Below are 20,003 nucleotides of genomic sequence, written 5' to 3' on the forward strand. Positions count from 1 at the left end.
AACATGAAGGAATAAAAAAATGATTTCAGACAGAAAATTAGAACATTTACTCCTTTGCAAAAATTGTGACGTAGAGTACAGAAAGAAAACTGGACTGGGTGATGTTGAACTCATCCACAAAGCTCTTCCAGAGGTGAACATGAAAGAGATAGATCTTTCCATAGATCTGCTCGGAAAAAAACTCGATTCACCCTTCATAATATCTGCAATAACAGGAGGACATCCATCTGCCACAGTTATAAACAGAACACTAGCAAGAACTGCCAAAATTCTAAATATTGGAATGGGAGTTGGAAGTCAAAGGGCCGCAATTAAACACCCTGAACTTACATCAACTTACACAGTTGTGAGGGAAGAAGCACCCGATGCATTTTTAATCGGAAACATTGGATGCCAGCAAATAGAACTTGCCCAAAAATCCATAGAAATGATAGATGCAGATGCACTTGCAGTACACTTAAACCCACTTCAAGAGGCTATACAGCCTGAGGGAGATGTGGATGCAAGGGGACATATTGAATCCATAACAGAAATGACAAGCACACTTGAAACACCAATCATAGCCAAGGAGACGGGTGCAGGTATCAAAGCAGAAGATGCCATAACCCTTGAAAAGGCAGGTGTGAGTGCAATAGATGTTGCAGGATCCGGCGGAACAAGCTGGGCTGCAGTTGAAACCTACCGTGCCCAGGACAGAACCATGGGTGATGCTTTCTGGGACTGGGGAATACCCACAGCAGCAAGCACAGTAGAAGTATGTCAATCAGTTAAGATACCAGTAATATCATCCGGAGGAATTAGAAGCGGATTAGACGCTGCTAAAGCCATAGCATTAGGAGCAGATGCAGTTGGAATTGCACTTCCACTCTTAAAAGATGCTTACTCCGGTCACGAAGAAGTAGTAAACAGAATAAATAAATTTAATGAGGAACTCCGCGTTGCAATGTTCCTAGTTGGAGCTTCTAACATAGCCGAACTTAAAAAATCAGACCTTATAATCAAGGGAGAAACAAGGGAATGGCTAAATGAAAGGGGATTCCAAACCAGTATATACGCGAGGAGATCAGTAGAATGAGCGTTGAAGTAATAGCTATTGGAGGATACGAGGAAGTTGGAAAAAACATGTCTGCCGTTAAGGTGGGTGAAGATGTTATCATCTTCGACATGGGAATACACCTTGACAGAATCCATATCCACGAAGACACAGACATAGCGAGAATGCACAGTTTAGACCTTATAGAAAGGGGAATAATTCCTGACGACACCCTGATGAAGGATGTTGATGGAAAGGTAAGGGCCATAGTATTTTCCCACGGACACCTGGATCACATAGGTGCAGTGGCAAAACTAGCCCACAGATACGAAGCCCCATTAATAGCAACACCCTACACCATGGCTTTAATAGAAAAAACCATCAAGGGAGAAAGAAAGTTCAAGGTAACCAATCCACTCAAAGTTCTAAACAGTGGAGAGAAGATGCAGATATCTCCAGACATAACACTGGAATTTGTGAGGACAACACACAGTATACCACAAACAGTCACACCTGCACTACACACATCTGAGGGTATCATCGTATACTCAAACGACTTTAAATTTGACAACCACCAGACACTCTCACCACCACCGGACTACCAGAGGTTCAGAGAACTGGGACGTAAAGGTGTTCTAGCAGCAATAATAGACACAACCCGGGCAGCAGAGGATGATCAACTTAAAACTCACAGTGAAAAGGTTGCAAGACTCGTTTTAAGGGACATCATGGAAGAACCACTCAAAGAAGATAGTGGAATGATAATAACAACATTTTCATCCCATATTGAAAGGATTCAGGCCATAACTAACATAGCAAGTGAAAGTAAACGTAAAATACTCCTACTTGGAAGGTCCATGGAAAGATTCTGTACCATGGCAGAAAACATGGGAATACTAAAACTTCCAAAGAGTGCCAGTATATATGGCAGTCCAAAGGCTGTGAACCGTGCACTTGCAAGGGCAGATGAAAACAGATCAGACTACGTTCTAGTTACAACAGGTCATCAGGGAGAACCAGATGCACTGCTTCCGAGAATTGCAAATGGAAAAACCATGTTCAATGTGAAGCCAGGAGACAATGTTGTTATCTCAGCATCTGTAATACCAAACCCAATGAACATTGCCAACCGTAACCTCATGGAGCGAAGACTTAAATCTAGTGGTGCTAGAATATTTACAAATGCACATGTGTCAGGACATGCAGGAAAGGAAGATCACAGAGACTTCATAAGAATGCTTGATCCAAAACATCTAATACCTTCACATGGAAATCTAAACATGCTAGCAGCTTACACAGAACTGGCTGAAGAAGAAGGATACAAGTTAGGAAATGACATTCATATATTACGTAATGGACAGGCACAGGTGTTTAATGGAGGAATTTAATGGAAGTAGTTGACATTTTAAAGAAGTACTCTAGTGACATTGACGAAGAAATTCAAAACTCACTCAGCACTGTTGATCCCGAAGAACTCAAAAAATCAACACAACATTTAATCAAAGCTGGTGGAAAGAAAATCAGACCTTCAATGGTTGTATTAAGTGCAATAGCTGTGGGAGGAGCTCCAGAAGAAGCTCTTAAAACAGCTGCAGCAGTGGAACTCATCCACACTTTTTCACTCATCCACGACGATATCATGGATGAAGATGATATGAGGAGGGGAGAACCATCTGTACACGTGTTGTGGGGAGAACCCATGGCCATACTCGCAGGTGACACACTGTTCTCAAAGGCATTTGAAACAGTTCTTGAAACACCAATAGACAATGTGAGCTACGAACGAGTGGTAGGAGCCCTAAAAACAGTGGTGGATTCATGTATAAAAATATGTGAAGGCCAAGCATCGGACATGTGCTTCGAGGGAAACTTCGAAGTGAGCGAAGAAGCCTACATGAACATGATCTACAAAAAAACAGGTGCACTAATAGCAGCATCAACCAAGTCAGGAGCAATCATAGGTGGAGGAACACCTGAACAAGTAGAACTGCTCTCAGAATATGGAAGGCTGGTTGGACTGGCATTCCAGATACAGGATGACTACCTCGACGTTATGAGCGATGAACAGGACCTTGGAAAACCAGTGGGAAGCGATGTAGTCGAAGGTAAAATGACACTCATGGTTGTAAACGCATTATCAAAGGCATCACCTGAGGACAAAAAAGAGTTAATATCAATCCTTGAAGCTGAAGATGACACCAACGTTACAAGAGCCCTAGAACTCTTCAACAAATACGATTCAATAGACTACGCAAAGAACATAGCACTCGACAACATCAACACAGCAAAGAGTCTACTGGATGAACTTCCAGATTCCGAAGCCAAAGAATCACTTTCCATGATCGCAGACTTCGTGGTTGAAAGGATTCATTAAAAAAAATATATTCAAAGGGTTTTACAGTAAATAGAATTTATTGCCCATGTTCATGATTTCAAGGAAAAACTGAGGGGATAAAACCTTGAATCAGGACATTAAACCCTGAAAATTTATTTAGAGTCCAAAAATTCATTTTTTTCTACAAACATCCTTTTTTTTAAGATACGATCCCGAACCCTGCAGATCCAATAAGTTAGCCATATCCGTCATTGGGAACTCCACTTGATCACTATCCAAATACTCATGGTACGAATACCTCTATGAAATTCAAATTTCGTTAGGTATGCTGGGGATAAATTCAAATTAGTGTATTGATAGATATTGTGAATGTTCACAAAAAAAGGGGAAGTAGAGAAGTGAAAAGTATGGTAGTAACTTCGTAGTCTTAGAAATGGATGAACGAAATATTTTTCTTAACAACAATTTTTTATTTGTAACTAATTAAATTTGGAGTTGGTTTTCATTAATGATATTGAAGAAATTGTATACAAAAATGCACTTATGAATGCAGTTAAACACAAGGGCAAGGCAAGTAACGGTGCAGTCATAGGTTCCATCATGGCAGGCAATCCTGAGCTAAGATCTGAGGCTAAAACAGTTTCTAAGTTAGCTGCACAGTTAGTTTCAAAAGTTAACTCTATGGGAACTGATGAACAGGTAGCTGAACTCGATAAACTGGGTGGTATGAAGGAGAAAAAACCTGTGGAGCAGAAGGGTTTCACAGAACTTCCAAATGTGGATGGGGAAGTTGTGCTCAGATTTGCACCAAATCCATCAGGCCCCCTACATATAGGACATTCAAGGGCAGTTATATTAAACAATGAATATGTTAAACGCTACGGTGGTAAGCTAATTCTTAGGGTTGAAGACACAGACCCTCGAAGGGTTGATCCTGAAGCTTACCATATGATGGAGGAAGACCTGAAGTGGATGGGAGTTGAATGGCAGGAGAAGTACATCCAAAGTGACAGGATGGAGATCTACTACGAGTACGCAGAAAAACTCATCGAACTTGGACAAGCATACATGTGCACATGTAACGGAGCAGACTTCAAGACACTCAAGGATCAGGCCAAACCATGCCCATGCCGTGAAACATCACCAGAGGCAAGCATGAAACTCTGGAAGCAAATGCCAGAAATGGATGAGGGAGAAGCAGTCTTAAGGGTGAAAACAGACATAACACACAAAAACCCAGCAATAAGAGATTGGGTTGCAATGAGGGTGGTCAATGAAGAACATCCACGAACAGGAAACAAGTACAAGATTTACCCAATGATGAACTTCTCTGTGACTGTGGACGACCATCTCATGGGAGTGACCCACGTGTTAAGGGGAAAGGATCATCTAGCCAACAGTGAAAAACAGAGCTACATGTACAACCACTTCGGATGGAAAATACCAGAGTTCATACACTACGGCAGACTCAAAATGGAGGATGTTGCCCTGAGCACATCCAAGGCACGAGAAGGAATAAACAACGGACAGTACCTTGGATGGGACGATCCAAGACTCGGAACCATAAGGGCCATAGCCAGACGTGGAATAAAACCCGAAGCCATAAAGGAACTTATCATGGAAATCGGGCCCAAAATCAGCGATGCAGTTGTTTCATGGAAGAAGATTTACGGATTAAACAGACAGATACTCGAAGAAACATCCAACAGATACTTCTTGGTGGACAATCCAACCCGTGTAATAGTTGAAAACCTACCAGAATCAGAACAAAAACTCGTTGAAAGACCACTACACCCTGACCATCCAGAACGTGGAATGAGAAAACTCATGATCGAACCTGAACTCTACATCACCATGGAGGACATCACAAAAACAGGTGAAAACGGTGTTATCAGACTCATGGACGGTATCAACCTAAGCTTTGAAAATGGAAAAACCATGTACCACAGCAGTGACTTGGAAGATGCGAAAAAAGCTAAGGCAATGATAGTGCAGTGGGTGCCTGTGAAGGATGCAATAGAGGCAGAGATCATGATGCCAGATGCAACCCTTAAGAAGGGCTTCATAGAAAAATCAGCATCTCAACTTGAGGTGGACGATGTGGTTCAACTTGAAAGAATAGGATTTGCAAGGGTGGATGAGGTAACCTACACCAAGATCAGGTTCTACTTTGCACACAAATAAAACCAAGTACGTACTTAAAACTAGTAGATATAATAATTTATAAAATCCAAATTTCTTGGAATTATTTATAGTAAGATTAAAATAAAAATTTATAGAGGTTAATGAAAATGTCCGTTAAAATCAATGAAAACTACCTTCTTTTAGAGAGTAGCTACTTATTTGCTGAAATTAGCCGAAGGGTTGAAAAATTTCAAACTGAAAATCCAGATGCACAGGTAATTAAAATGGGTATTGGGGATGTTACCAAACCCCTGCCAAAGGCAGTTATCAAGGCATTTAATGAAGCAGTTACTGAGATGGGAAACTCCGAAACCTTCATGGGATACGGACCAGAACAAGGTTACTCCTTCTTAATAGATACCATCATAGAAAATGATTACAAGTCACGGGGAATTGAACTCGACATAGATGAAGTTTTCATAAGCGACGCAGCCAAATGTGACACCGCTAACATCCAGGAAATATTTGGATTGGACAATGTTATTGCTGTAACAGACCCGGTTTACCCGGTATATGTGGACAGTAACGTCATGGCAGGCAGAACAGGATCCATACAAGACAGTGGAAGGTACGAAGGGGTGGTTTACATGCCATCAACAGCAGAGAACAACTTCATACCAGAACTCCCTAAATCTCCCGTGGATCTCATATACCTATGTTTCCCCAACAACCCAACAGGAACAGCTCTTAAAAAGGAAGATCTTGCAAAATGGGTTGAATATGCACGTGAAAATGATGCAATCATACTCTTCGATGCAGCCTACGAGGCATACATAACAGAAGATGATATACCAAGGAGTATCTACGAGATTGAAGGTGCTAAAGATGTGGCCATAGAATTTAGGAGCTTCTCCAAAAACGCTGGATTCACAGGTACCAGATGTGCATTTGTTGTGGTTCCAAAACAGGTTAAAGCAGTGGATTCAGAGGGTAACAAACACGATCTAAACTCACTTTGGAATAGGAGGACAACAACCAAATTCAACGGCGTATCCTACCCTGTGCAAAAGGCAGCAGAAGCAGTTTACACCGACGAAGCCAAGAAGGAGATCCAAGAAAATATAGACTACTACTTGGAAAATGCTAAGATCATTAAAAACAGCATGGAAGAATTGGGTCTTGATGTGTACGGAGGAGTTAACTCACCCTACATATGGGTCAAAACACCTGAAAACATGGATTCCTGGAGCTTTTTCGATCTCTTACTCGAAGAAGCAAATGTGGTTGGAACACCTGGAGTTGGATTCGGACCAAGCGGTGAAGGATACCTAAGGTTAACAGCTTTCAACACACTAGAAAATACCAAGGAAGCCATGGAAAGAATTTCCAAACTTTCACTCTAAATTCTTTCATTTTCTTTTTAAACGACATACTCCTATTTTTAAAACTTATACCTCAATCAACTTTTAGAAACAAAAAATAAAAAGTTTTTAGTAGAAACTTTTTAGTAAATACTAAAAACATTATACTATTACTGAAAGATTTTCACATTGACATCTTTACTTTGACTCTTAATCTAAAATTTACAACTTATAGATAAGAGTTCTAAGAATAAAAAACTTAGAAAATTTCTTGAAAATTTTATTGATGTTCAGATACTATTATTTTATTAAAATAGAATTCAAAACTTGAAGATCTAGTTTTTAATGTCAAAGATAAAAATAAAAAAATATTTTTGGATTATAAAATTTTGTTAAAAGTTTTTAGTAAATACTATTTACTAGAAACTTAAAACTTTTTATTCTTTGTTCTTTTGTGGATCTAACTTGTTGTCTCTGAGTTGAGTTGTCACTGCACGCCAAATATCTGGATGTTCATCTTTAATTGCCTTTCTCATTAACTTTGCTGTTTCTGCGCTCATGCTGAAGTTGGGCTGTGTTTCTTTGAGGTAGTGCAGAACTGCTGCAGATTCATGATCCCAAAATGCCAGGCGTGGTTTGTTATCGATCTTCTTAAACACCTTTTTCACTATGGTTTCATCTACATCAACTTGCTGTTTTTTTGGTTTGTTTGATTTGGTCTCTCTTTTGGCCCGTTCCTGTAGGGGTGATCGTGAAATTACACTATTTTCTTTCATCTTTAGATCCTCTCCAGAAATTCGTCGGTAAATTTGAGATAGGCAATGGCACCAGTGCTTTCAGGGTATTTTATTACACAGGGCACTCCATCTGCTGCACTTCTTTTTACTGGGGCGTTTCTTGGGATGATGGTTTTAAACATCTGGTCTTTAAAGTACTCCTGTACAAGGGCTGCTACTTCGTTGGTTAACTTTTCCCTCTTATCGTGCATGGTTAGAAGTACACCTTTAATCTCAGTTTCACTGTAGAGCTTTTCTTCAACTTCTTTAATTGCATCCAACAGATCAACTACTCCTTCCATAGCGTAGTATTCTGTTTGTACAGGTATTATGACACTGTCACTTGCAACTAGTACGTTGTAGGCTAATCTTCCAAGTGTTGGTGGTGAATCAATTATGATCATGTCATAATCATCGTAGACTGTTTCTAGGTATCTTCTGAGTATGTATTCTGGTGCTGTTTCACCTGCTAACTGTTTTTCTAGTTTGCTCAGCCCTAGGTTACTTGGCAGTACATCTAAACCTTCGTAATCTGTGGATATTATTGCATCTTGGATTTCACATTCTTCTAGGAGTACGTCCCTTATTGAAAATTCTAGGTTGGTTTTGTCTATACCGAGACCTGTTGTTGCGTTTGCTTGGGGATCAACGTCCACGAGCAAAACTTTTTTACCCTTCTGATTTAGGGTTGCAGCTAAGTTAATTGCGGTTGTGGTTTTAGCCACTCCACCTTTTTGATTTATGATTCCTATTACTTCACTCATTTCTAATTCTCTCCACTATTATTAAGTTGAAACCTATAAAAAGTTTTTAGTTTTTAATAAATAGTTTTTAATTATTTATGAAATATACTTGGAGTAAAGTTGATTGTTAGTAATTATAAATTAATAAATAGTATTACTATATATGATGCTGTTTGTGGCTATAATTTATTTTGTGGACTGTATATTTTGGATCTAAAAAATTTTTTTCCTACTCTCGACTTACTAAATCAGTAAAAACTAAAAACTAATAAGTTTTTACTAAATACTAAATACTAAATACTAAATACTAAATACTAAATACTAAATACTAAATACTAAATACTAAATACTAAATACTAAATACTAAATACTAAATACTAAAAATAAAAATGGTTTATATTAAAACTCGGTGCTCTAGATTTATTTAATTAAATCTATCGTCCACTGGTTAATGTAGTCCCAATCCCTATAGTCGTGTTTCTGTGTGGGGTCTTGGCCCATTTTTATCATTTCCTTTTCAATGCTTCCTTTAATTAATTTGTAAAGGAGGCCATGATCTGCGTTTGGATCGTAAACACTGCCGAAGAGTCCCTTTGCAACTGGTTCTGTGTCAAGGTACTTGGCTGCAATGTTATCCAAGTACTTTTCTTGTGCTTCTGCCCGGTTTTTCTCCTGGTTTGCAGCACCACAACTTACAAACAATGCTACTTTACGATTGGAAAGTTCTTTCCTGTTTTTCTTAAGGAAATTAAGGGTATTTTTAGTCCATTTACCCATTTTAATTCCACTGCCAGCCACCACCAGGTCGTAGTTTTCAACTTTTACGGATTGGGATTTCTCAGAATTTATTAGGTCAACATCCACATTTTCTTTCTGTAATATGTCTATGATCCTTTCTGAAATTTCCTCTGCTGTTCCGTATCGGGATCCGTATATAACAAGTGCTTTCATTTAATTTATTCCCCCTATTTTTGGTTTTTTGTTTCCAGGTACATTTGTCCTGATAATTTTTCGAGTTTGCCCATTATTTGGAAGAGTGATAAAACCTCTTCGTTGTTCAGGTCTTTGAAGTATTCTTGGATTGATCTGGCATGATCAGATTCCCTTTTGGCCCAATATTCATTGGACTTTTCTGTTGGCACGAGTCTGAGTATTCTTTTGTTCTTGGGATCCCTTTCTATTTTGATGAATCCCTGGGACTCCAATCTTACTGCCAGTTGCTTAACATTTTGATGTGTAATGCTCATGGCATCTGCCACTTCCTGCATTGATGGTGGTGTTTCGAAGGCTGTTGATAGAACTATTAACATTAGCCACTGCTTGGTGGTTATGTTGTCACGTTTAAATTCATGGTTTATGGTATAGGTCCAGCGCTGTTGAATTAAAAACAGTACCACCAAGATGTATTTTTCCATGTCTAACCTCGGACCGGCTGCATGTTCAGCCATGAGTTCATCAGAATTTTTCATGTTAGTTCTCCATTTATTTTTCTGTAAAATCCGAATGCAACTAAAATTCCCAGGATGGTCATGGTTGTGAATATGATTATCTGCCCGGGATCCACGTATACACCATTTAAAACCATGAACACTATCATGGAAAGTATGGCTGTTCCTATGAGTGTGGCTTTTATTAGGAATATGGATGTGAGGATGTAGCCCCATTCATTGTTTTTAAGGAGTAGAACTGCTGATATTATGGCAAATGGCACTAGAACACCGAGATCAAGTGCTTGAATAACCAGTGTGGTGTAACCTTCAAGTGCTGCTGGTGCTGTTCCTGTGATGATTGAGTCTATGATGAGTTTAAGCCACATCAAACTAAGCATGAGTGCAATGAATATTAGGAAGGATGCAGTGATCTTGGTTAGTTTTCCTGGGTTAAATTTTGATTTTAAACCTGTGAATTTAGTTGTTACGAGTTCTCCTAGTAATGTGTACATGGATATTGAGAATATTGCCACGTAAACAAGGAATAGCTGGTTGTAGGATGCGAGAAATGACATTGATGCGTAGGTGTAGGTGAAGTAGAAGAGTGTTCCCATCCATATCAACCTGCCCCTCATAGAATTTCCATGTATCAGATATATGGATATTAAGAGTAGGGGAACTGCTACGAGTAGGGTTACTATGTCTTGACCCATCATCTGTGAAACTATGGAGTTGGTATCGTGTTTGTAAAGATTTTTCATGAAGAGCCCGGATAATGTTGCTGCTACTGCTAAAAGGGCTACTGCGATTGAGTTTATGTACACTATTTTTTTGTCCATTTATTTATGACCTCATCAATTGGTAATATATTACATGTATAGGTAATATATTACATAATTAATTGTTTTGGTATATAAAACTTTGCTACGATAGTAACTCCCCTTAAAAATAAGCTGAAAATCGGTGAGAATTATCACATAAATTTCCATCAATTCTTAATAGGGTGTGAAATAAACTTTAAAGTAGAAGAAATAGTTTCAGAGACCATTAAACAAATCTGGAATATTAAAACAATTAGAATTATTAAAAACTAACTAAAAAAAGTTAAATCCCGGATTTACTGGTTAAAACCATGATCTATCCTTTTTTTAGATAACTTGGGAGGGTTAAATAATATGGATGAAGTAAGTGAATATTATCATGATTCAAGAATGAAGAAGATGTTCCAACTATTGGAAGAACCTAAATCAATGGTTGAGATCGACATATCCGAAGCATTCATAAAAAACCTGGTACTCAAGATAATATCAACCTACGGAACCATCGTAGTCAATCAGATACATGAGATCACAGGTCTGCATGTGGACATACTCGAAGAGGTACTAAAAAAACTGGACAAGGAGGGCATGTGTGGACAAACAGGTGGAGGATTCCTTTTCCCAAGCGTGGAATTCACCATCAAAATCAAGGGACGGGAAAAGGCTCTTCAAGTAATGCAGGAAAACCCATACGTGGGAATAGCACCTGTTGCATACGATGAGTACTTCACAATTATGGGAGCCCAAGTACAAGGCAGATTTCCACTTAAAATACCAAAGTCAGTCATTGACAATGCTCTGGACGATGTGGTGGGTGTGGCAGATGCTAAAAATACTTTAATTGCATCAGCCATAGGTGGTAAAGGATTTTTCATCTACGGTGCACCTGGAACAGGAAAAACATTCCTAACCAGTAAAATGTCGGATCTCCTACCCCCAATTCTCATACCCAAATTCATAGAATTCAGTGGGAGTGTCATACAACTTTACGATCCAGATTTCCATAAAAAATGTCCTGAACAACCAGATGATCCAAGGTGGGTTAAGGTTTACGCTCCATTCGTGTTCACAGGATCAGAACTCACAACAGAAAAACTTGAAACCAACTTCAACCCAAACAAGGGAGTTTATGAAACATCCCCTATAATCAAGGCCAACGGTGGAATTTTACTTTTAGACGACCTTGGAAGACAGAAAGAAGATCACAACGTACTTTTAAACAGGATGATAGTGCCCCTTGAGAACAAGAAGGATGTTATTTACATCAAAGGTGCACCTGTCATTGTCCACACCATGTTCATACCAGTTCTCTCAACCAACCTGGACATAAACATAGTTGACGAAGCACACCTGAGACGTGCACCAATGCACATATTCCTAACAGCACCAACACCCGACGAAATAGTGGAGGTTTTCCAAAGAAACCTAGATGCCATGGGAGAAGACTACGATGAAGCAGTGCTTGAAAGATTTAAAAATGTTTACATACCCATGACCATGGGTGGAGAACAACTCAAACCAACCTTTGCACATGCAAGGGATGTTGCACAAATTGCACAGGCAGTGAGGATAAGAAACAACCAGGAAAAATTAGACACCGAAGTTTTGGAAGAAGCCCTGGATGAACACATACTCATAGCCCTGCAGCGAAAATACACTCCAGATCTATTTGAAAGGATAATAAACAAAAAAGTCGGCGGAAAATAGACTTTAAAAGGGTTTTAAAAGACCTTTTATCCATTGAAATTTAATTATCAGGGGTGGTGATTTGGATCATTATTTTCTTAGATTTTTTCTTCAAATTTTTATCCATGGAAAGGTTTTTATTAAATCATTCACAATATAAAAGAGGTTAGGAATTAGCTTTTAAGGAGAAGTTTGAGATGACATGTAACGTATTAGTTGGCGGAGGATGGGGTGATGAAGGTAAAGGCAAATGTATTACCTACCTCTGTTACAACGATAAACCAGATATCATAGCAAGAGCGGGTGTTGGACCCAATGCAGGACATTCTGTAGAATTTAATGGCGAAAAGTATGGGCTAAGAATGATACCGTCGGGTTTTGTACACACCGGTGCAAGATTATTGATCGGAGCCGGAGTATTGGTGGATCCAGAAGTTTTCCATCATGAACTCGACTACCTGAACAAGTACCAAGTTAAAAACAGGACATTTGCAGATTTCAGAAGTGCAATAATAGAACCTAAACACAAGGAACAGGACAGGGCTTCAGATTATCTATCCAAAAAAATTGGAAGTACAGGAAGTGGATGTGGACCAGCTAATTCCGACAGGGTAATGAGAACAGCAAAACTTGCTGGAGACATTCCTGAAATGCAGGGCTACACAGCAGATGTGCCAACTGAAATTAACGAAGCACTTGATGAGGGAAAGGAAGTGTTTGTGGAAGGATCACAGGGATTCGGATTATCACTTTACTACGGAACTTACCCTTATGTTACAAGTAAGGACACAACAGCAAGTTCGGCTGCTGCAGATGTGGGTATAGGGCCCACCAGGGTGGATGATGTGATAGTGGTATTTAAATCCTACATAACCAGGGTGGGAGAAGGACCATTTAAAACAGAAATATCACAACAAAAGGCTGAAGATCTTGACATTGAAGAGTACGGTACAGTCACAGGAAGAAGGCGCCGTGTTGGAACCTTTGACATGGAACTTGCAAAGGAATCCTGCATGATAAACGGAGCAACACAAATAGCACTAACATGTGTGGACAGAATATTCCCGAACTGCGAACGTGTGCAGGACTACTCACAACTGTCACAGGAAGTTAAAAACTTCGTAGCAGAGATCGAAGGAGAAACAGGAGTACCTGTAACCATCATATCTACAGGACCAGACCTGGTAGACACCATAGATCTAAGGGACGAACTACTTTAAAAATTGAATAAATTTTAGAAGGGATAACCTGTTAAATCCCTTCAAATTCCATATTTTTTTATTTCGAAACTTACTCTTTTTTTAAAGAACTAATTATTAATTATAAAACCTTCATAATATCCTAAATTTATTTAACTACTCTTCAATTGTTGTTAATCCTCATTAAAGCTGCTTTGTTTAACTATTTTTCTTTAACAAGTATCATGACGCAGATATTGTGTTAAATTGAATCTTAAACTTTAGTATAATGGTAACAACCATGTAAGTGATAGAAAAATTTATTTACTTTAAAGTAGCAATATATGTATTAAGTTGGATTAGGGTGAATTTGGATTTTAAATGATTATTGGGGATATCATGTTAGAAACAAAAACTAAGGAGATACTGAAAAATAATACCTTTTTTTTCCAATTTGTGGATGAGGATCATAAGGAACTGAGTCCAGATCAATCCGAGGCACTCAGAAAATTTAAAACTGTAGATGGGAGTAAATATAAAATGGCTTTAAGATCAAATGCCATGCCAAAATCTGTTCAAATTGATCTTAAAATCATTTATCCGCCTGATTTTTACCACCCAAACATCTACGAACTTCTTGATTTTAATGAAACAATGTTCCAGAGTTTTTACAACGATCAAATGAATTTCAGTAATGCAAATGAATATACTAAAGTATCAGAATCGAACTCAACAAAAATAAGGGGAAAATAGGTTTTAATATCTCTTAAATTAAAATTTGGATTGTAAACAATTTATATTCTACTTCTTTATTTATTTTATATAGTTTTTTTTTACAAAATGAGTTATTTAAACTCTTAAAAATTCATTATTTCAACATTTTTGCCAAAATAATTTAATAGCTGTGTTCATTAGCTAAATTAATTACCAACAAATGAAAAAATGGTAGAAAGATCATCAATATCTACTTATTTTGAATTTTAACGAGTATTTTGTGTGTTTTACTTATTTTTATTTCTCATATTTAAACTCGGGAATGCTAATAATATTTTTTTCTAAAAATTAGTACGAAATTTTCATACCAGAACGAAATTCCATAAGAATTACCATAAACTATTGGTATAAACTAGATATTTTAACTTTATATCTACAAAGAACCTTGAAGCGCTAAAGAAGATCATGACCCCAAATGGCTTGAAAATCTTAACAATAACAAATTTTATATGTTTAAACTTTTCAATTATAAATTATATCTTAAAAATTCATTAAAGGGAGATGATTTTATATGAAAATAAAATTGTTCGGAATGATGATGGCAATAATGTGTCTTGCTATGATGGGTGGTGCTAGTGCAACAAAATTAACTGAAAATTATATGGTAAATGATATAAAAATCACTGTTACTAATCCTTCAGCAGACTTTCGTTGTGAACCAGTATACAATAAAAATTATGTAAAATTGCTTGGTTACTCAATTTACCCAAACACTGACGGTTCTGTTGTTTTGACTTATTTTTTCAAGGGAAAAGTAGGTGAAAGAATACTTATGAATCAGTACGAACCTGGAATCGATGTACCGATAGCTACCAGTGTATACTTTATCCCGAGTTTATAATCAGGGGTAGATTAATTAAAAATATAGCTAATAAATTTTCTCATGATAATGGACAGATAATGGGTCTTTTCCATATCTATTTTTATTATTTAGATTCTTATTTTAAAAAAGAAATAGTTTTAAAACTGTAAATATTAATATAGGTTCTATGGAGAGTTATTAACCATTTATGGGTTATTTTCATAGTTTAAAAAATGCTGATATTGAGCATATATTTTCCAATGGAAGTATCTAACAAAAAATTTGGGGTAGTATAAAAATTATTATCACCCCGTAATGTTCTTACAATGTGACTCATTGTGATTTTCTGTATTCGTGTGTGAATTTTTTGTCTTAGAGTTTTGATGGTGTGATATTTTTTGTTCCCAACACATCACCCTCCATTAGCATGGCTGTTTTTTTAATGTCAGATTCAGCTACCTTGGATGCTATGTTATCAAGGGTTCCGCACACTATCTTTTCATCTGGCCATGATGCCTTTTGAACAACGGCAACAGGAGTTGCACTGTTGTAGTGGGTTAAATGATCCCTCACCACATCTCAATCATATGCACACCTAAAAAGATGCACATGGTTGCTTCGTGTTCAGCAAGTTTAGAAATAGCTTCCTTTGAAAGTTTGGGTGTTCTTCCTTCAGGCCTTGTTATGATAACTGTCTGCGAAACTTCTGGTAGTGTTAGTTCTGTTTCAAGGACAATTGCATCGTATAATGAATTCTTTGATATAATAATATTAATTCTCGTTACCAGGGGTATTAACTGGTTGAAAGGTATTATAAATCAAAAAAAACATAACTTAGTAGTAGTTGGTGAAGAAATATGATAAAAAAAATAATCATATGTACATTATTTTTAGTTTTTTGCTTTACATTCATACAATCCACAGAGGCTGCTAATGTAACTGTACTTCCTGGGCAGAGTATACAAACTGCTGTTAACAACGCAGCATCAGGAGATAACATAAATGTTTATGACGACAACAATAATCCCTACACCTACAAGGAAAGTATAGCTGTAAACAAAAAAGTCAATATAAAAGCCCATGGAAATGTTAATGTAGAGGCAATTAATCCAAATTCAGCTGTTTTTACTGTTAACCCTAAAGGTGCCGGTACATCTATTCAAAATTTCACATTATCAAAGAGTAGCTATTGTATCGTGATAAATAATGCAAATAATTGTATTATTTCTGGAAACAAAATAAATGAAGCTTCATTAGTTGGAATACAATTCTACGGACCAATGAACAACTCAAAAGTAATTGGAAACATAATAACTGGAGTAAATCCTGCAGTTGGAAATGGTATCAGTTTTGAATATGGATTCTGCACATTTAACACAATATCTGGAAATGTTATACATAACTTCCTAAATGGAATACTATTCAACTACAACAGTGAAAACAACCTAGTTTCAAACAATAAAGTTCTCAGTACTGGATTAACAGGTGTAGGAATATATTCAACAGCAGATTCAAGGTTAATGACAATAATAGGCAACACAGTAACAGGAGCAGAAGATGGAATTGCAATACAACAGTTCCACATGGACATACCCAGCGGCTATATTATCAATGGAAATACACTTACAGGAAATAAAAATGGATTTTGGCTCCGTATAAGTAACAGTACAATAAGCAACAACATAGTTGCACAGAACATTGTAAGTGGATTTGATATCACCGGACGATACAACAAAATAATAAATAATATCATTTCATACAACGGCAACAGTGGAATAACCTTGGCAGGATTCAGCAGTAAAGATTTTAATGTTGTTAGCAACAATGTCATAAACTACAATGTTGCAGGAGTAAGCAGTGCAAGTAACTACACAACATTTTCCAACAATATCATGTCCTTCAACACATTCCATGCACTAATATCCGTCGGAAATCATGTGACAATAAGTAGAAACACCATGAAAAACAATGTCGGAAGTGGAATTTTTGTAATAGGAACCTACTGTACCATTGTTCATAACATACTACAGTACAACATCATAGGAATGACACTACAAAAATCTACAAATGCAGATCACAATGTCATCAGTTTTAATGAGTTAACCTCCAATGGTAATGGAATCAATAGTGCAAGCCCCTATTCAACCTTTAACAACAATTTAATCAAATACAATACGGAAACCGGACTAATAATCACGGGTTCAGGGTGTTATATAACTAAAAATGCTATGCTTAGCAATCATGTTGCTGGACTTACAATTACAAGTACGGGAAACACTGTTATAAGTAACAGTTTTGCAAATAATCTTTTTGGTGCTTCATTCAGTAGTTACAAGGCAGCTAAGTTTAATTTAAACAGTTTAATTGGAAATTATTATCAAGTATACAGTCCAGACACTTCAGGAGCCATCAATGCATTAAATAATTGGTGGGGATCAAGCGGTGTCCCAAAAAGGATCTATGGTTTATTCAACTTCAACCCATGGATCGTCCTACGTTTAAATTCCAATTACAACAAAATAATTGTTGGTTCTACCTCAAAAATTGTGTTAAATCTTAGATATAACAATAAAGGAGTTTACACAAGCCCATTATACGGTGGAAAATATATCATTGATGGAATTATTGTAGGATTTAGCAGTGATTCATTGGGAATTCTAAATCCCGTAGTCAGCACCACGAAGAATGGTTTATCTAGCACAACATTCACAGCTCGACATACTGGAACCTCTACAATAAGAGCTACAGTGAATTCCCAATCAATCTCAACCTCGATTAAGATCTATCCAAAACTAGCAGTAACAAGTACGAGTCCAGTTAAAAATGCATTCAGGGTTCCATTAAATACTGTGATTAAAATTACCTATAATGTACCCATAAAATTGGGAAGTAAGTCACTAATTTCACTTACAAATAAATGGGGTAATAAATTATTTGATGTGTATATTTCAGGCAGCACATTATACATAAAACCACGAACCATACTGGCAAGGGCCACACAGTATACAGTTATTTTACATACCAACAGTGTAAGGGCATTATCAGGTTCGAGTGGATCATCCCTGTTTGGATATGCATTCACCACAACCAAATAGTAAAAAATAGAATTTATTGGGGAGTTTTAATTTTTTATTTTCCCCAATTATTTTAATTAAAGGTGTTATTGGGCTGTTCTGTACTCATGGGTGAATTTTCTGTCGTAGAGTTTGGATGGTGTTATATTTTCTGTTCCCAACACATCACCCACAACTATCATGGCAGTCTTCTTTATTCCAGATTCAGCTACCTTAACACCAATATCTTCTAAGGTTCCTTTAACAATCTTTTCATCTGGCCAAGACGCCTTTTGAACTACGGCAACAGGTGTTTCAAGTGTGTAGTGGGTTAACAGGTCCTTCACAACATCATCAATCATATGCACACCTAAAAAGATGCACATGGTTGCTTCATGTTCAGCAAGTTTAGAAATAGCTTCCTTTGAAGGTTTAGGTGTTCTTCCCTCGGGCCTTGTTATGATAACTGTCTGTGAAACTTCTGGTAGTGTTAGTTCTGTTTCAAGGGCAGCTGCTGCAGCAAAAAATGAACTCACACCGGGAATTATATCGAAGTCTATATTTTTAGATTTGAGTCCCTCTATCTGTTCACCGATGGCTCCGTAAATTGCAGGATCTCCTGTGTGTACCCTTGCAACCAGTTTATCTTCAGCCACACTTGTCTCCATGAGGTCGAGTATTTCATCCAAGTTCATGGATGCACTGTTTCTTATGAGACAATCATCCCTTGCAGAGTTTAGAACATCTCTGTTAACAAGTGATCCTGCGTATATAATAACATCTGCTTTTTTAATTATGTTGTAAGCCTTTAATGTTAGAAGTTCGGGGTCTCCGGGACCGCCTCCAATAAAAATTACTTTTCCAGCCATTTTAGTACTTCTCCAAATATTAAATTCATTAAAATTATTGATCCTAACAAGTTTATTTTATATTCACTTTATATCAATTTTCTCTTCTACTATTTCAATTGCACCATAGGGACATTCCCTGACACATATTTCGCAACAGCCACATGAAACTGGATTTATAACTGCCTTTTTCTCTTCATCAACAGTCACAGTGTCATCGCCAATTTTAACGTTTGGACACACATCTATACAGTTGTGGTCACAATCAATTCCACCCATACATGCATCCTTGTCCACCACCGCAGACTTTGTTGCAAATCCCACCCCTACCTTTACTGCTTCTTTGATCTTGTAGCCTGCAAGATGTAGAATGGTATCTCCAACCACAGGATCTGTGGCCATGGAAGCTATGCATGGATAATTGTGGATCTTGTTTCCAGATTCCAGTTCAGCATCTTCAACTGGAAAACCTTCAAGTTCATCTGCTACGAATTGTGTTGAACCACATGGTGCTCCACAGATGACTTCCACGTTCTTTATGAGTTTGTTAGATTCAATTTTAAGTTCAGGTTTGCCGAAGTAATGGGCAAATTCATCCACAACATCATCACCCACAGGTTTAAGGGAACAGAAGGGTTTTGCAAAAACAATTTTAATATCTCCTGCAGATTCTTCAACTTCCCTTTGAAGTCCTGGTGGCAGCTGGGCAGGGTCATGAATTTCCGAAATAACAGCTTTAGCCCCGGCCTTAGATGCGATAATTGGGAGTGTTAAATTTATATCTCCCTTGAGTCCCAATGCTAGGATGAGATCAGATTCTGGAATAGTTCCTGGGATGTAAATTTCGGGGTTGTCAATGAATTCTGGAAGATCATCTGGAAATTCATGCATGCCCACAATAGAAGCTGCGAAACCATTTTTAGCGATGTTGTTAATGATCCTTAGGCCATACTCTCCGGAACTTACGATATAAATCTTGATATCCATTGTTATCAGACCAACCACAAATAATTTATTTTTGAGCACCTGTATTAGGGCTCAC

Annotated in this window: 17 protein-coding genes and 1 pseudogene; 10 read left to right on the forward strand and 8 right to left on the reverse strand. The window is 37.4% G+C overall.

What is annotated here, in order from left to right:
* Positions 1 to 19: 19 nt before the first annotated feature.
* The 5 genes from fni (at position 20) to METBO_RS04185 (ending at position 6,895) form a co-directional block, all read left to right on the forward strand.
* Complete coding sequence (gene fni, locus METBO_RS04165; RefSeq protein ID WP_013644422.1) at positions 20 to 1,075, forward strand: type 2 isopentenyl-diphosphate Delta-isomerase; 1,056 nt, start codon at positions 20 to 22, stop codon at positions 1,073 to 1,075.
* Positions 1,072 to 2,421, forward strand: coding sequence for an RNase J family beta-CASP ribonuclease (locus tag METBO_RS04170; protein WP_013644423.1), 1,350 nt, complete (start codon positions 1,072 to 1,074; stop codon positions 2,419 to 2,421). Before fni ends, METBO_RS04170 begins: the two co-directional genes overlap by 4 nt.
* On the forward strand, positions 2,421 to 3,407 hold the full coding sequence (gene idsA, locus METBO_RS04175; RefSeq protein ID WP_013644424.1) for a short chain isoprenyl diphosphate synthase IdsA: 987 nt from the start codon (positions 2,421 to 2,423) through the stop codon (positions 3,405 to 3,407). Before METBO_RS04170 ends, idsA begins: the two co-directional genes overlap by 1 nt.
* Positions 3,408 to 3,872: 465 nt before the next feature.
* Positions 3,873 to 5,552 carry a glutamate--tRNA ligase gene (locus METBO_RS04180; RefSeq protein ID WP_048186520.1) on the forward strand — a complete coding sequence of 560 codons (1,680 nt, stop codon included), beginning with the start codon at positions 3,873 to 3,875 and terminating at the stop codon, positions 5,550 to 5,552.
* Positions 5,553 to 5,659: 107 nt separating this feature from the next.
* Complete coding sequence (locus METBO_RS04185) at positions 5,660 to 6,895, forward strand: LL-diaminopimelate aminotransferase (RefSeq protein ID WP_013644426.1); 1,236 nt, start codon at positions 5,660 to 5,662, stop codon at positions 6,893 to 6,895.
* A 395-nt stretch (positions 6,896 to 7,290) separates the two neighbouring features.
* Here the strand turns inward: METBO_RS04185 and METBO_RS04190 are convergent, their stop codons facing one another.
* The 5 genes from METBO_RS04190 to METBO_RS04210 form a co-directional block, all read right to left on the reverse strand.
* Positions 7,291 to 7,629, reverse strand: coding sequence for a hypothetical protein (locus METBO_RS04190; protein WP_013644427.1), 339 nt, complete (start codon positions 7,627 to 7,629; stop codon positions 7,291 to 7,293).
* Positions 7,630 to 7,631: 2 nt separating this feature from the next.
* Positions 7,632 to 8,393, reverse strand: coding sequence for a ParA family protein (locus tag METBO_RS04195; RefSeq protein ID WP_013644428.1), 762 nt, complete (start codon positions 8,391 to 8,393; stop codon positions 7,632 to 7,634).
* Between the two features lie 399 nt (positions 8,394 to 8,792).
* Positions 8,793 to 9,323: a flavodoxin domain-containing protein gene (locus METBO_RS04200; RefSeq protein WP_013644429.1), complete on the reverse strand. Its 531-nt coding sequence runs from the start codon at positions 9,321 to 9,323 to the stop codon at positions 8,793 to 8,795.
* 14 nt (positions 9,324 to 9,337) lie between these two features.
* On the reverse strand, positions 9,338 to 9,841 hold the full coding sequence (locus tag METBO_RS04205; protein WP_013644430.1) for a MarR family winged helix-turn-helix transcriptional regulator: 504 nt from the start codon (positions 9,839 to 9,841) through the stop codon (positions 9,338 to 9,340).
* A complete protein-coding gene (locus METBO_RS04210; protein ID WP_013644431.1) occupies positions 9,838 to 10,641 on the reverse strand; it encodes a hypothetical protein in 804 nt (267 codons plus the stop codon). Before METBO_RS04210 ends, METBO_RS04205 begins: the two co-directional genes overlap by 4 nt.
* Before the next feature lie 336 nt (positions 10,642 to 10,977).
* Here METBO_RS04210 and METBO_RS04215 point away from each other — a divergent pair, with 336 nt between their 5' ends.
* From METBO_RS04215 to METBO_RS04230, 4 genes are all read left to right on the forward strand, one after another.
* A complete protein-coding gene (locus METBO_RS04215; protein WP_013644432.1) occupies positions 10,978 to 12,327 on the forward strand; it encodes an ATP-binding protein in 1,350 nt (449 codons plus the stop codon).
* A 176-nt stretch (positions 12,328 to 12,503) separates the two neighbouring features.
* Positions 12,504 to 13,526, forward strand: a complete 1,023-nt coding sequence (locus tag METBO_RS04220; protein WP_013644433.1) for an adenylosuccinate synthetase — start codon at positions 12,504 to 12,506, stop codon at positions 13,524 to 13,526.
* Positions 13,527 to 13,883: 357 nt separating this feature from the next.
* The gene (locus METBO_RS04225) at positions 13,884 to 14,237 is read left to right on the forward strand and encodes a hypothetical protein (RefSeq protein WP_048186347.1); all 354 of its coding nucleotides are present in this window, start codon (positions 13,884 to 13,886) and stop codon (positions 14,235 to 14,237) included.
* Positions 14,238 to 14,769: 532 nt separating this feature from the next.
* Positions 14,770 to 15,099, forward strand: a complete 330-nt coding sequence (locus METBO_RS04230) for a hypothetical protein (protein WP_013644435.1) — start codon at positions 14,770 to 14,772, stop codon at positions 15,097 to 15,099.
* A gap of 333 nt (positions 15,100 to 15,432) precedes the next feature.
* Here METBO_RS04230 and METBO_RS13175 read toward each other — a convergent pair.
* A pseudogene (locus tag METBO_RS13175) lies at positions 15,433 to 15,833 on the reverse strand (SAM-dependent methyltransferase); the annotation flags it as partial.
* A gap of 84 nt (positions 15,834 to 15,917) precedes the next feature.
* Here METBO_RS13175 and METBO_RS04240 point away from each other — a divergent pair.
* Positions 15,918 to 18,155 (forward strand): right-handed parallel beta-helix repeat-containing protein, encoded by a 2,238-nt coding sequence (locus METBO_RS04240; RefSeq protein WP_013644436.1) that lies wholly within the window; start codon positions 15,918 to 15,920, stop codon positions 18,153 to 18,155.
* A 65-nt stretch (positions 18,156 to 18,220) separates the two neighbouring features.
* Here METBO_RS04240 and cobM read toward each other — a convergent pair whose 3' ends face one another.
* Together cobM and METBO_RS04250 are read right to left on the reverse strand one after the other, a co-directional pair.
* Positions 18,221 to 18,982: a precorrin-4 C(11)-methyltransferase gene (cobM, locus tag METBO_RS04245; protein WP_013644437.1), complete on the reverse strand. Its 762-nt coding sequence runs from the start codon at positions 18,980 to 18,982 to the stop codon at positions 18,221 to 18,223.
* Positions 18,983 to 19,045: 63 nt separating this feature from the next.
* The gene (locus METBO_RS04250; protein WP_083804504.1) at positions 19,046 to 19,948 is read right to left on the reverse strand and encodes a DUF166 domain-containing protein; all 903 of its coding nucleotides are present in this window, start codon (positions 19,946 to 19,948) and stop codon (positions 19,046 to 19,048) included.
* Between the last annotated feature and the right edge of the window lie 55 nt (positions 19,949 to 20,003).

Origin of the sequence: Methanobacterium lacus, assembly GCF_000191585.1 — an archaeon.
GTDB classification, from domain to species: domain Archaea; phylum Methanobacteriota; class Methanobacteria; order Methanobacteriales; family Methanobacteriaceae; genus Methanobacterium_B; species Methanobacterium_B lacus.